Source organism: Sulfitobacter sp. HGT1 (assembly GCF_013282155.1).
Taxonomy (GTDB): Bacteria; Pseudomonadota; Alphaproteobacteria; order Rhodobacterales; family Rhodobacteraceae; genus Sulfitobacter.
Genome location: NZ_BLWI01000010.1, coordinates 436,042 through 449,093, shown reverse-complemented (window position 1 = coordinate 449,093; position 13,052 = coordinate 436,042). Strand labels below are relative to the sequence as shown.

Here is a 13,052-nt window from a genome sequence, read left to right as displayed (position 1 = left end):
GCACATTTTGACAGGTCGATGCCTGCAATATTCACCTGAGGAACGACCTATATGTCCCTGATATTATTGATCGAACAGGTTCTGAACGGACTTCAGTTCGGGGTAATGCTGTTCTTGATGGCTGCCGGTTTGACGTTGATTTTTGGCGTCATGGGGTTGATCAATCTGGCCCACGGATCGCTCTATATGGTCGGTGCCTTTGCCGCTGCTGCGGTGGCGGGCTGGACCGGTTCCTTTGCGCTGGCCTTGGTCGCCGCACTTGCTGCCGCCGCTGCTGCTGGTGCGCTGGTCGAACTGCTGGTGATCCGCCGCCTTTATGACCGCGACCATTTGGACCAAGTGCTGGCCACCTTTGCGTTGATCCTTATTTTCTCGGAAGGGACGCGCTGGCTTTTCGGCTCCTTTCCACTGTTCCTTGATGTGCCTGCGGCGCTGGCCGGTCCCGTGATGCTGCCGGGTGGTATCTTGTACCCGCTGTACCGGCTGGTGATTATCGGCGTGGGCTTGCTGGTGGCCTTGGGGCTGTTCTGGCTGATCGCCAAAACCCGCATCGGCGTCCAGATACGTGCAGGAGAGGCCGACCGCGAGATGATTGCCGCATTGGGCGTTGATATCTCAAAACTTTATACCCTGGTTTTCGCCCTTGGTGCCGCACTTGCCGGGCTTGCCGGTGCGTTGGTCGGCGCGATCCAGTCGGTGCAGGTCGGCATGGGCGAACCTGTGTTGATCCTTGCCTTTGTGGTGATCGTGATCGGCGGCATCGGGTCGATCAAGGGCGCGCTGGTCGGATCGTTGCTGGTGGGCCTGACCGATACCTTGGGGGGCGTGCTGCTGCCGCCGCTTCTGGGGATATTCATGCAGGCATCATCGGCCACGTCCGTCGGGTCGGCTGTCGCCTCCATGGCGATTTATATCTTGATGGTGGGGGTGTTGCTGTTCAAACCCTCCGGCCTGTTTGGAGGGACGTAACATGACCCGCGAAACCTTTCTGAACGTCATTCTATTCGCGATCCTGCCCGTCACCGCACTGGCCGCCTTTGCGCTGGACGAGCCGTTTATCATCACCCTGGCCACCAAGGCCGCAATCCTTGCCTTGGCGGGGGTTGGCCTCAACATCGCACTGGGTCTGGGCGGTCTGGTCAGTTTCGGCCATGCTGCCTTTTTCGGGCTGGGGGGCTATGCGATGGGCATCCTTGCCAGCCACGCCCAAAGCTATACGCCCCTGATGGAAACCCCGTTTCTGATCGAAGGCACCAAATCGATGCTGGTGATCTGGGGCGTGGCCATCATCGCAGCAGCGCTTGCCGCCCTCGCGATTGGCGCGCTGAGCCTGCGCACCACGGGCGTTTACTTTATCATGATCACGCTCGCCTTTGGGCAGATGCTGTATTATTTCGCGATTTCATGGCCAGCCTACGGCGGTGAAGACGGGCTATCTATCTATATTCGCAACGATTTTCCGGGGTTGAACACCCTTGACCCGATCCAGTTTTTTGCCATCGCTTTCGGGGTCCTGGCCATTGTCCTGTTCGGCGCGGGCCGTCTGGCCAAGGCCCCCTTTGGGCTGGCGCTATCGGCTGCGCGGCAAAACGCGGAACGGGTCGAAACCGTGGGCCTTACGCCGTTTCGTATCCGGCTGGTGGCCTTTGTGATTTCGGGGGCTGTGACGGGGCTGGCGGGGGCGCTGTTTGCTGATCTTAACCGTTTCGTCAGCCCTACGATGTTCAGCTGGCACACCAGCGGGGAAATCATGATCTTTGTCATTCTGGGCGGGGTGGGGCGGTTGTTCGGCCCTGTGGCCGGGGCCGCGCTGTTCATTCTGCTGGAACATACATTGGGCGGCATTAGCGAATTCTGGCAGGTCTATCTGGGGCTGTTGTTGCTGGGGGTCGTGCTGTTTGCGCGCGGTGGTCTGATCGGCACGATTGCCGGACGCGAGGTGGCACATGACTGATCCTTTGCTGAAATTATCCGACCTTAACAAAAGCTTTGGCGCGCTGAAGGCGACGGATAATGTGTCGCTGACGCTGATGCCGGGCGAAATCCACGCCCTGATCGGCCCGAACGGGGCTGGCAAGTCAACGCTGATCAAACAGGTTGCGGGCGGGCTGCGGTCTGACAGCGGTACGGTGGAATTTGCAGGCCGCGACGTGACCCCTTTGGGGACAGTGGCGCGGGCGCGGGCAGGGCTGGGTCGCACCTTCCAGATCTCGTCGCTCGCCATGGAATATACGGTGCTGCAAAACACTGTGCTGGGCGCATTGGGCCACGACGGGGCTGTCATGCGGTTTTTCCGACCCGTGATGAAAGACCGCGCGCTGGTCGATCGCGGCATGGCAGCGTTGGAGCGGGTGGGGCTGGCCGATCAGGCCGCCAAACGCACCGCCGATCTGTCCCACGGTCAACGCCGCCTGCTTGAGGTCGCTGTCGCCCTGACGCTGGAACCCAAGGTGTTCTTGATGGATGAACCGATGGCGGGGCTGGGGGCTTCGGGGTCGAAACGGCTGACGGGGTTTTTGGATGATTTGCGCGCACAGGCCCCGATCTTGCTGGTTGAACATGATATGGACGCGGTTTTTGCCCTTGCTGACCGGATCAGCGTCTTGGTCTACGGGCAGGTGATCGCCACGGGCACTGCCGATGAAATCAAACGCGACGCGGCCGTGCGCGAGGCCTATCTGGGTGCGGAGGATGCGGCATGAGCTTGTTGGAACTTAAAGGAATCACGGCGTCTTATGGCCCGTCCCAAGCCTTGTTCGGCGTCGATCTGGCCCTTGAGGCAGGCGAGGTTTGCGCGCTGATGGGGCGCAATGGCATGGGTAAATCCACCACGATCAAGGTGATCTGCCGGATGCTGAAACAGTCAGGCGGCACGGTGCATTTCAATGGCCGCGATATAGGCCCGTTGCCCAGCTACAAGGCTGCGCAGGCGGGGCTGGGTCTGGTCCCCGAAGGGCGGCGGTGCTTTGGCCCGCTGACCGTTTACGAAAACCTGATCGCCGCCGCGCGCCCCGGCCCGTGGGATTTCGAGAAAGTCTGCGCCCTGTTTCCCCGTCTGGGCGAACGCTGTGACCAGATTGCGGGGTCGTTGTCGGGGGGCGAACAGCAAATGCTGGCGATTGGCCGTGCGTTGATGACCAACCCCACGCTGCTGCTGCTGGACGAGGCGACCGAGGGGCTGGCCCCTGTGGTGCGTCAGGAAATCTGGGCCGCTGTTGCCACGCTCAAGCGTGACGCGGGACTGGCCTTGCTGGTTGTCGATAAATCACTGGCCGAACTGCGACAGATCGCGGATCGCGCTGTCATTCTGGAACGCGGTGCCTCTGTCTGGTCGGGGCGCATGGATGCCCTCGATAGCAGTGTGGCCGATCAATATCTTGGCGTCTAAGCGCCTGTCTGAAAAGGAAATTCAATGTCTCATCAAGTGATCCAGCCCGAAGGATGGGCACCGGCCAAAGGCTATGCCAACGGAATGCTTAGCGCGGACGGGCATCTGTTTGTGGGCGGGCAAATCGGCTGGACTGCCGATCAGAAGTTCGAGGCGCATGATTTCATCGGGCAGATGAAACAGGCGTTGCGCAACATCCGCGCGGTGGTCGAGGCCGCAGGCGGCGTGCCCGAAGATATCATGCGCCTGACCTGGTATGTGACCGACAAGGCCGAATATCTGGCCGCGCAAGCCGAGGTGGGCCGCGCCTACCGCGAGGTGATGGGGCGGCATTTTCCCGCCATGGCGATGGTTGTGGTCGCGGGCCTGATCGAGGATGAAGCCCGCGTCGAGATCGAGGCGACCGCCGTTATTTCAAAGGCCTAGCGCCGGAATACAGGTGCCAGACCGGCCGAGAGGGCAAAAAGCAGCGCCGCGACGCTGACCATGCTTGGCCCTGTCGGCGTGTCAAAGGCAAAGGACGCAGCCAGCCCGCCCAAGGTTGCGATCATGCCGATGATCGCTGCCATGATCGCCATCGTCTCGGGCGTGCGCGAAAACGGGCGCGCAGCGGCGGCGGGGATGATCAGCATTGCAGCGATCAGCAGCGCCCCCACGACCTTGAGCGCCACGGCAACCGTCAGGGCCAGCGCCAGTGTCAGGATCAGCTGTTCGCGTTTGGGGTTCAGCCCGCTGGCCGTGGCCAGATCGGGGTTGAGTGTGGCCGAGAGCAGCGCCTGCCAACGCCAGACCAGCAGCGCGATGGAAACCGCAGCACCGCCCCAGATCACGGCTAGGTCGCCCTTGGTCACGGCCAGAATTTCCCCGAACAGATAAGCACTTAGGTCAACCCGCTGGTTCGGCAGCAAGGACACCGCGACCAAACCGATGGCCAGCGCCCCATGTGCCAGCACCCCCAGCAAGGCGTCGGTGCTGACATTGCGCCCGTTCAGCCCGGCCACAATCAGCGCCATCGCCAATGCCACAACCAGAACGCCGCCAAAAATCGGCAGATCCAGTGACAGCGCCAGCGCCACGCCCAGCAGGGCCGCGTGCGATGTTGCATCCCCGAAATAGGCCATGCGCCGCCAGACCACAAAGCACCCCAACGGGGCAGCGGCCAGCGCCACGCCAACGCCCGCAAGGGCTGCGCGCAGTACGAAATCATCCAACATCAATGGGCCCCGTCGCAATTGCTGTGATCATGGGTGTGATCGTGGGAATGGGTGTGTTCATGCCGGTACAGTGCCAAGGCCCCTTGGGTGCCGGTCCCGAACAGGGCGCGGTATTCGGGGGCATCGGCGACGATCTCGGGCGTGCCTTCGCAGCAGACATGCCCGTTCAGGCACAACACGCGGTCCGATGCGGCCATCACCACATGCAAATCATGGCTGACCATCAAAACCGCACATCCCATCTCGCGGCGGACCTCTTCGATCTGGCGATAGAAGGCAGCAGCACCGGGCTGGTCCAGCCCTTGGGTCGCTTCGTCGAGGATCAGGATGTCGGGGGCATTCAACAAGGCGCGGGCCAGCAGCACCCGCTGGAACTGCCCGCCCGACAGATCAGCCATCTGCCGTTTTGCCAGATCGCCCACACCCGCCTTGTGAAGCGCGTCATTTACGACGGCGCGGGGGTGGCGGTGGGGCAGGTTCAGAAACCCCTGAACGGTCAGGGGCAGGGTCGCATCAATTTGCAGCTTTTGCGGCACATAGCCGATGCGCAGCCCGTCGGCGCGGGTGACGGACCCGCTGGCAGGTTTCAGCGCCCCGATCAGCGCGCGCAGCAAGCTGGATTTGCCGGACCCGTTCGGCCCGACGATGGTGACGATCTCGCCTTTTTCGATGGCGATGTTCACGTTTTCCAGAACGGTTTGCCCGTCCAGAACAAGGGTCAGGTTCTGCGTTGAAATCAGGCTCATGCGGCGTCCTGCGGTTGGCAGGCGGGGCACAGGCCCTGCGCTTCGACGACGGTGTGTTCGATCTGGAAACCGGCGGCGCGGGCGGCATCGCCCAGACGGCCTTGGGTCAGGGCCGTGCCGCTTTCGGCAACAGACTGGCAACTGCGGCAGATCAGAAAGGCGGGGGCGTGGTCTTTGCCCAGATGGGTGCAGGCGATATAGGCATTCAACGCTTCGATCCGGTGGGCAAAGCCGGCCTTGACCAGAAAATCCAGCGCGCGATAGGCGACAGGGGGCTGGGTGCCCAACCCTTCGGCGGACAGATGCCCCAGAATATCATAGGCCCCAAGCGCGCGGTGCTCGGCCAGCAGCAGTTCCAGCACCCGGCGACGCACGGGCGTCAGACGCAGGTCCTGGGCGGCGCAACGGCTTTCCGCCTTGGCCATGGTTTCGCTGACACAGGCGTGGTGGTCGTGGGTCTCAAAGCCGATGGTGGTCATTTTGCCTCCGCTACAGGGTGGGGTATTGATATGTTATAACATCTGATCTAACAAGCGTTATATTATAACATTTGGAGTGCCGCCATGCGCCGTCTACTGCCCGTATCCTTCTTGCTTTTGTCGACAGCCGCCTGGGCGGATGTGCCGCGCGTGGCGACCGATATTGCGCCGGTACATTCGTTGGTGGCGCAGGTGATGGCAGGGCTGGGCACGCCTGACCTGACGATCCCGCCGGGCGCATCCCCGCACAGCTATGCCATGCGCCCGTCCGAGGCGCGCGCGCTGGCAGGGGCAGATCTGGTGGTCTGGGTCGGCCCGTCGCTGACGGCGTGGCTGGGCGATCCGATTGAGACTTTGGCGGGCGCTGCGCTGCATCTTGAGCTGGAGGATGTCGCGGGGACGTTTGTGTTGGAGAACCGCACAGGGGTCGCGTTCGAGGTCCATGATCACGCGGATGACGGCGCGGGGCATGACGATCACGCGGACGACGCGGGGCATGACGATCACGCGGATGAGGCAGCCCACGATACACATGATACCCAAGAGGGCCACGACCACGCCGCCGGTGCCATTGATCCGCATCTCTGGCTTGATCCGGTCAATGCCTCCCTGTGGCTGGGGGCGATTTCAGATGCGCTTGGCCAGATTGACCCCGACAATGCCCAGACCTATGCCGCCAATGCCGCCAAAGGGCAGGCCGAACTGGCCGGATTGCAAACCCGTATTCAGGCCCAGCTTGCCCCGGTGCAGGGGCGTCCTTTTGCGGTCTTCCACGATGCCTATCACTATTTCGAGGCGCGTTTCGGGGTGGAGGCCAGCGCCGCGTTGTCGCTGAGTGACGGCAGTGCCCCCAGTGCCGCGCGCCTCGACGATGTACGCGATGTGGTTCAATCGATCAACGCCGTCTGCGTCTTTACCGAACCGCAGTTCAATCCCGGCCTTGTCGCTGCGCTGGCCGACGGGCGCAGTCTGAAATCCGCGCCGCTTGATCCTTTGGGGGCCGGGCTGACCCCGGGGCCTGCGCTCTATGGCGAGGTGATCCAGGGGCTGGCGACGTCCTTTGAAAACTGTCTGTCCGAGTAAGGCGCTCAGATCGACATCCAAAGTTGGAACAGGATGCCTGACGTCAGTGACCCGACCAGTGCGATTGCGATGTACAGGAAAAACACGGGCCGTTTGACCAGGGCCCAGACGGCGATGGCGGCGGGCAGGGATGTCACGCCGCCTGCCACCAAGAACGCCAGACCCGCCCCGGGTGCCATGCCTTGGCCGATCAATCCGCCCACCAGTGGCAGCGCCGCATAGCCGTTGAGATAGGCCGGCACCCCAACCAATGTGGCCACGCCGATGGGGGCAAAGCCGGTACCGCCCAACATATTTGTGATCAGCTCTGCCGGAACCCAAGCCAGCATCAGGCTTTCCAGCAAGAACGCCAGTGTGAGCCATTTAGCCAAGAACAACGTGGTTTTCACCGCCTCGCGCCAGAACTTGGTGACACGGGTGTTGTCTTGCCAGAACGTCCAGACCACAGGCTGCACGCTGCGCACCTTTGACGCGCCGCAGCCGCCATTGCCGACGCCGTCGCGCAAGGGGTCGGTCAGTCCGCCCGCTTTGGACATGACATGCACCACGATGCCCCCAAAGACGCCCAAGCCAACGGCGGCCAGCGTCTTGGCCACGGCAAATTCGACCCCCAGCACGCCGGTGGTCAGTATGAACATCGACGGGTCCATCACCGGCGAGGCCAGCCAGAACGCCATGACGGCGGACAGCGGCACGCCCATCGCCAGCAGGGCCGCGATCAACGGGATCACCCCGCAGGAACAAAACGGTGAAAGCCCGCCCGCAATTGCGGCAATCATGATCATAACGGCGGGCGATCCGGTAAAGGCCCGCGCAATCAACCCGTCGGCCCCGGTCGCCCCAGCATAGGCGGCGATCCCGATTGACAGGATCAGAAACGGCGCGACATTCAACAGGTTGTTGGCGGCGAACTGCGCGCTGGTGACGGCCTGTGGCGGGTTCACAAGGAACAACATTGCCAGCAGGGCCGCGCAAAACAGCCAGACCCGTTCGTTTGTCCAGATGCGGTGCAGCAGATCGACGCCACGGTTGCGCGGGGGAAGGGTGATATCGCTCATGCGGCTTGATCCTTGCTGAGGGTGACACCGACGCAGCATTCTGACGTCAGGAAGGCCACGGTTTCTTGCATCGCGTCGAAATCCACGCGGTTGACGATTTGCCGCCCCTGACGGGTCTGGAGCACCAGCCCCGCATCCACCAATGTGCTCAGGTGATGGGCAAGGGTGGACGGTGCGGCCCCCAGATGCTGGCCGATCTCGCCCACGTTCAACCCCTCATGGCCTGCACGCACCAGCAGGCGAAAGACGGTCAAACGGGTTTCATGGCCAAGGGCGGCAAGAGCGCGGGCGGTTTTGATGTGATTTGTCATGGGATCAAATAAAACTATAAAACTAGTTTTGTAAAGATGATTCGATACGCTGTTCTCCGCATCCATCCGCCACAAGAAAAACGCCCGAAGCGGGGGCTTCGGGCGTTACTCCTGCTTAAATGGGGGGCCTTCCTAAGCGTAAGGGGCAGTTATACCGCGATTTTTCCGCCCCCTTGTTTGGTGATAACCACCACCGCAGGGCGCGGCGGCATGGCGGGGTCGAAATCGGGCCAGCGGGTTGCCGGGTCTTCAAAGGTGCTGTTGCGTTCAAACCCGGCAAGGTTCTTGGTGCCATCGGTGCCCGGATGCTGCACCGCGACAAACAGGGTTTCGCCGTCATCGGTAAAATAGGGGCCGCACATCTCGCCGCCCACGGGACAGCGGAAGAACAGCTTGGACGTGCCGCGCGCCTCGCCTTCGGTTTCGACCGCATAAAGCCCGTCGGATTTGCCGGTCTTATCCCAGTTGCCGCCCTGATCGGTGCTGACCCAAAGCCGCCCGTCCGCGTCAATGGCACAGTTGTCGGGGCTGCCGAACCAACCGTTTTCCGATGTTTCAGGGTTCCACTGCGCGCCGACTTCGGCCAGCGATGGATCGCCGCATTTCACCAGGATCGACCATGTGCCAGCGGTTGCCGCGTGGTTGCCGCCGTCTTCCTTGATCTCGATGATGTGGCCAAAGCTGCTTTTGGCGCGGGGGTTGGCAGCGTTCACATCGTCTTGCCCGCGTTTGGAGTTGTTGGTCAGCATGATATAGGCCGTGCCATCGCCGCGCGGTTGCGCGTCTTCGGGACGGTCCATCGGGGTGGCACCCAACAGATCGGCGGCGATGCGCGTGTCAATCATCACGTCGCCTTGGTCGTCAAAGCCGTTTTCTGCGGTCAACGGACCTTCACCGTGGATCAGGGGCAACCAGACAACGGTGCCGTCTTCGTCAAAGCGCGCCACATAGAGCGTGCCGTCGCTGAGCAGTTTGGAATTGGCGGCGCGGTCGTCCGATACCTTGCCACCCGAGACGTATTTATACTGATAATCAAAACGGTTGTCGTCGCCCATATAGACCACCAGACGGCCATCGCTGCTGACAGTCGTTTCGGCACCTTCATGGCGGAAACGGCCCAATGCAGTGTGCTTGATCGGGGTCGAGGTCGGGTCCATCGGGTCGACTTCGACAACCCAGCCGAATTTATTTGGCGCGTGGGGTTCTTTATCGATGTTGAAGCGGTCGTATTTCTGGCCCCAAGCATACCACATCCCCGGCACGCCATAGCGTTTCTGCGAGGCAGCTTCGCGGCTGGCGGGATCAATCACCGGCTTGCCGTCGGCATCCAGATTGTCGGTCCAGTAATAGCCGTGGAAGTTTTCTTCGGCCATCAGCCATGTGCCCCAAGGGGTCAGACCGCCGGCGCAATTGTTCAGCGTGCCGATGACCTTGGTGCCTGTGGGATCGTCGTTGGTTTGCAGACGCTTGTGCCCTGCGGCGGGGCCGTCCAGCGTCATTTCGGTATCCAGCGGGGTGATGCGGCGGTTCATCTTGCCGTCGCGCACAACCTGCCACGTGCCGGAAGCATCCTTGGCGATTTCGACAACCGACCCGCCATGCGCGGCCATTTCGATGTCGATCAGCTCGGGCGTCATGCCGGAGAACTCAACGCTGTCCTGACGGCCCAGACCGGGGAACATGACCTCTTCGTTGGTGTATTCGTGGTTCACACATAGCAAACCCCGGCGGCCATCGTCAGTGAGCGGCACAAAGCCGACATAGTCGTTGTTATAGCCGAACTGTTTCAACTGCGCGGCGGCGGTCTGGTTCATCACGTCGAATTCAGGTGCATCGGCGGTGATCGGATCGCCCCACCGCAGCAAGACCTGCGCGTCATAGCCATCGGCGACGTGGTGGTTTTCGTCGTTGCCCCATGTCAATTCGTCAAAGGCATAGCGGCTGCCGTGGCCGGCGGCGTTTGCCTGATGCGGGGCCACCAACGCCGAGGTGCCGAACAGCGTGGTCGTCGCCGTCACGCCCAGCATCCCGCGCAAAATCTCGCGGCGGCCATAGCGGGCGTTGATCACATCGCCAATCGTGCGCTCAAGGTTGGGGTTTGTGGGGATGTCGTCAAAGGCTTCAAAAGCCTCGGCCTTGTTGCCGATAGACGGGTCTTTAAGGATATCATGGCGTGTCATGGCTGCTCCTGCATGTGTGCTTTGATCTCCCGCGGAACATCGGCGTGTTTTGTCACAGGGATATGCATGTCCGATGAAAGTTTTGTGACAGGATGCGCGGGTTCGGGTCAAGGCCGCGAGCACGGCGGTTCAAAGCGGCGGCGATGCGGAAGGTGCTGCAAGAAAAAAAATGCGTCCAATTGTCATATGATTTTCAACATAAGGATCGGGATCGGCGCAAACCCCGCGCGAGCGTTGTGACCGCTTTGGCGGCAAACCCCAAACAGCCGCGGAATCACCGTTGGGGCGTAAAAAACCCATCCCACGCCATATTTTTGCCCGCCTTTGGGGGCAAACCGCCGCAAACAGTCGAATGCGGCGGCGCAGCCCGGTGGAAACGGAGAATACAGATTTGTCATGCCCGCCGCCCGGCCCAAGGCGGCGCGGGGGTAACTGGATGGGACACCCCCCCTTGAACCCCAAGTAGGGCGAGACTAATCTGTGGGTAACGGTTTCGCGGGTATGGTCCTGCGGACAGCACAATCAGGCAGGCTTTATGAACGATCCATATGATACCTACATGAACACGCTTGTCCCGATGGTGGTCGAACAGACCAGCCGGGGCGAACGCGCTTACGACATCTTCTCGCGTCTGCTGAAAGAGCGGATTATTTTCCTGTCGGGCCCTGTGCATGATGGCATGTCCTCGCTGATCGTCGCGCAGCTGCTGCACCTTGAGGCGGAAAATCCGTCGAAAGAAATCTCCATGTACATCAACAGCCCCGGCGGCGTTGTGACATCGGGCCTGTCGATCTATGACACCATGCAATACATCAAACCCAAGGTGTCCACGCTCGTTATCGGGCAGGCCGCTTCCATGGGGTCTCTGTTGTTGCAGGCGGGCGAGCCGGGCATGCGTTTCTCGTTGCCCAACAGCCGCGTCATGGTCCACCAGCCCTCTGGCGGGTATCAGGGGCAGGCCACAGATATCATGATTCACGCGCAAGAAACCCAAAAGTTGAAAACGCGCCTGAACGAGATCTACGTCAAGCACACCGGCCAGACCCTCGAGAAAGTCGAAGCCGCCCTTGAGCGGGACAACTTCATGTCCCCCGAAGAGGCAAAAGACTGGGGTTTGATCGACGAAATCGTCGAAAACCGCGGCAAAATGGACGACCCGGACGCCGATAAAAAAGGCAAGTAAATAAGGCGTGCGCGGTACATGATTTTGCGATTGTGGACCGCGCATCGCTAGCCTAAGCTGTTCCGGAGCAAAAAATAAACTGCACTGCCGACAGGCGGGCAAGATCACAAGACAGACCTGAAAGGGTTGAAATGGCTAATACGACCAGCGGCGATAGCAAAAACACTCTCTACTGCAGCTTTTGTGGTAAAAGCCAGCACGAGGTGCGCAAGCTGATTGCGGGGCCGACCGTATTCATCTGTGATGAATGCGTTGAGCTGTGCATGGACATCATCCGCGAGGAAACAAAGGCATCCGGCCTGAAAGCCACCGATGGCGTGCCGACTCCCAAAGACATTTGTGACGTGCTGGATGACTATGTCATCGGTCAGGCGATGGCCAAAAAGGTGCTGTCTGTTGCCGTGCACAACCACTACAAACGCTTGAACCACGCCCAAAAAGGCGGCGATATCGAGCTGGCGAAATCCAACATCCTGCTGATCGGGCCAACCGGCTGCGGCAAGACGCTGCTGGCGCAAACGCTGGCGCGTATTCTGGATGTTCCGTTCACAATGGCCGACGCGACCACCCTGACCGAAGCCGGTTATGTGGGCGAAGACGTTGAGAACATTATCCTGAAACTGCTGCAATCGTCCGAATATAACGTTGAGCGCGCACAGCGCGGCATCGTCTATATCGACGAAGTCGATAAAATTACGCGGAAATCCGAGAACCCGTCGATCACCCGTGACGTATCGGGCGAGGGCGTACAGCAGGCACTGCTCAAGCTGATGGAAGGCACGGTTGCATCCGTTCCACCACAAGGCGGCCGCAAGCACCCGCAGCAGGAATTCCTGCAAGTGGACACGACCAACATCCTGTTCATCTGTGGCGGTGCTTTTGCCGGACTTGACCGGATCATTGCCGCACGTGGCAAAGGGTCGGCCATGGGCTTTGGTGCGGATGTGCGTGACAAGGATGCCCGCGGCGTCGGCGAGATTTTCACCGATCTGGAACCCGAAGATCTGTTGAAGTTCGGTTTGATCCCGGAATTCGTTGGCCGTCTGCCGGTATTGGCAACGCTCGAAGATCTGGATGAAGACGCGCTTGTTACCATTCTGACCAAGCCCAAGAACGCGCTGGTCAAGCAGTACCAACGCCTGTTCGAGATCGAAAACACGCAGCTGACCTTTACCGAGGATGCGCTGGCGGCAATCGCCAAACGTGCGATCCAACGTAAAACCGGTGCGCGCGGTCTGCGCTCCATCCTCGAAGACATCCTGCTTGATACGATGTTCGACCTGCCCGGCATGGACACCGTGACAGAGGTTGTGGTGAACGAAGAGGCCGTGATGTCTGACGCGGCACCGCTGATGATCCACGCCGACGCGGAAAAAGAACCGGCATCAGCCAGCTAAGCCAACCGGCCAG

14 protein-coding genes are annotated in these 13,052 nt (G+C 60.9%); 8 read left to right on the top strand and 6 right to left on the bottom strand.

The features are described from left to right. The first annotated feature begins 51 nt into the window (after nucleotides 1–51). The 5 genes from HGT1_RS12155 to HGT1_RS12135 are packed head-to-tail and all read left to right on the top strand — an operon-like array spanning nucleotide 52 to nucleotide 3,814. The gene (locus tag HGT1_RS12155) at nucleotides 52–969 is read left to right on the top strand and encodes a branched-chain amino acid ABC transporter permease (RefSeq protein WP_176250197.1); all 918 of its coding nucleotides are present in this window, start codon (nucleotides 52–54) and stop codon (nucleotides 967–969) included. A 1-nt stretch (nucleotide 970) separates the two neighbouring features. Further along, entirely contained in the window at nucleotides 971–1,954 is a 984-nt protein-coding gene (locus HGT1_RS12150; protein WP_176250196.1) for a branched-chain amino acid ABC transporter permease, read from the top strand. Further along, the gene (locus HGT1_RS12145; RefSeq protein WP_176250195.1) at nucleotides 1,947–2,702 is read left to right on the top strand and encodes an ABC transporter ATP-binding protein; all 756 of its coding nucleotides are present in this window, start codon (nucleotides 1,947–1,949) and stop codon (nucleotides 2,700–2,702) included. The genes HGT1_RS12150 and HGT1_RS12145 overlap by 8 nt, the downstream gene beginning before the upstream one ends. Next, the gene (locus HGT1_RS12140) at nucleotides 2,699–3,388 is read left to right on the top strand and encodes an ABC transporter ATP-binding protein (protein WP_176250194.1); all 690 of its coding nucleotides are present in this window, start codon (nucleotides 2,699–2,701) and stop codon (nucleotides 3,386–3,388) included. The genes HGT1_RS12145 and HGT1_RS12140 overlap by 4 nt, the downstream gene beginning before the upstream one ends. Nucleotides 3,389–3,412: 24 nt before the next feature. Further along, nucleotides 3,413–3,814 carry a RidA family protein gene (locus HGT1_RS12135; protein ID WP_176250193.1) on the top strand — a complete coding sequence of 134 codons (402 nt, stop codon included), beginning with the start codon at nucleotides 3,413–3,415 and terminating at the stop codon, nucleotides 3,812–3,814. Here HGT1_RS12135 and HGT1_RS12130 read toward each other — a convergent pair. From HGT1_RS12130 to HGT1_RS12120, 3 genes are read right to left on the bottom strand one after another with little or no spacing between them, the layout of a single operon-like run. Next, a complete protein-coding gene (locus HGT1_RS12130) occupies nucleotides 3,811–4,602 on the bottom strand; it encodes an iron chelate uptake ABC transporter family permease subunit (protein ID WP_176250192.1) in 792 nt (263 codons plus the stop codon). The two genes, HGT1_RS12135 and HGT1_RS12130, sit on opposite strands and share 4 nt — an antisense overlap. Further along, the gene (locus HGT1_RS12125) at nucleotides 4,602–5,348 is read right to left on the bottom strand and encodes a metal ABC transporter ATP-binding protein (protein WP_176250191.1); all 747 of its coding nucleotides are present in this window, start codon (nucleotides 5,346–5,348) and stop codon (nucleotides 4,602–4,604) included. The genes HGT1_RS12130 and HGT1_RS12125 overlap by 1 nt, the downstream gene beginning before the upstream one ends. Next, nucleotides 5,345–5,827, bottom strand: coding sequence for a transcriptional repressor (locus HGT1_RS12120; RefSeq protein WP_176250190.1), 483 nt, complete (start codon nucleotides 5,825–5,827; stop codon nucleotides 5,345–5,347). Before HGT1_RS12120 ends, HGT1_RS12125 begins: the two co-directional genes overlap by 4 nt. Nucleotides 5,828–5,911: 84 nt before the next feature. Between HGT1_RS12120 and HGT1_RS12115 the strand changes: the two genes are divergently transcribed. Next, nucleotides 5,912–6,910: a zinc ABC transporter substrate-binding protein gene (locus HGT1_RS12115; RefSeq protein WP_176250189.1), complete on the top strand. Its 999-nt coding sequence runs from the start codon at nucleotides 5,912–5,914 to the stop codon at nucleotides 6,908–6,910. Nucleotides 6,911–6,915: 5 nt separating this feature from the next. On the opposite strand, the gene HGT1_RS12110 is transcribed toward HGT1_RS12115, so the two are convergent. The 3 genes from HGT1_RS12110 to HGT1_RS12100 all read right to left on the bottom strand — a co-directional run bounded on the left by HGT1_RS12110 (nucleotide 6,916) and on the right by HGT1_RS12100 (nucleotide 10,459). Then, the gene (locus HGT1_RS12110; protein ID WP_176250188.1) at nucleotides 6,916–7,968 is read right to left on the bottom strand and encodes a permease; all 1,053 of its coding nucleotides are present in this window, start codon (nucleotides 7,966–7,968) and stop codon (nucleotides 6,916–6,918) included. Continuing rightward, nucleotides 7,965–8,279: a helix-turn-helix transcriptional regulator gene (locus tag HGT1_RS12105; RefSeq protein WP_176250187.1), complete on the bottom strand. Its 315-nt coding sequence runs from the start codon at nucleotides 8,277–8,279 to the stop codon at nucleotides 7,965–7,967. The genes HGT1_RS12110 and HGT1_RS12105 overlap by 4 nt, the downstream gene beginning before the upstream one ends. 149 nt (nucleotides 8,280–8,428) lie before the next feature. Then, nucleotides 8,429–10,459 (bottom strand): PhoX family phosphatase, encoded by a 2,031-nt coding sequence (locus tag HGT1_RS12100; protein WP_176250186.1) that lies wholly within the window; start codon nucleotides 10,457–10,459, stop codon nucleotides 8,429–8,431. 535 nt (nucleotides 10,460–10,994) lie between these two features. Between HGT1_RS12100 and HGT1_RS12095 the strand changes: the two genes are divergently transcribed. Further along, complete coding sequence (locus HGT1_RS12095; RefSeq protein ID WP_176250185.1) at nucleotides 10,995–11,642, top strand: ATP-dependent Clp protease proteolytic subunit; 648 nt, start codon at nucleotides 10,995–10,997, stop codon at nucleotides 11,640–11,642. Between the two features lie 131 nt (nucleotides 11,643–11,773). Further along, complete coding sequence (clpX, locus tag HGT1_RS12090; RefSeq protein WP_176250184.1) at nucleotides 11,774–13,039, top strand: ATP-dependent Clp protease ATP-binding subunit ClpX; 1,266 nt, start codon at nucleotides 11,774–11,776, stop codon at nucleotides 13,037–13,039. The last annotated feature ends 13 nt before the right edge of the window (nucleotides 13,040–13,052 follow it).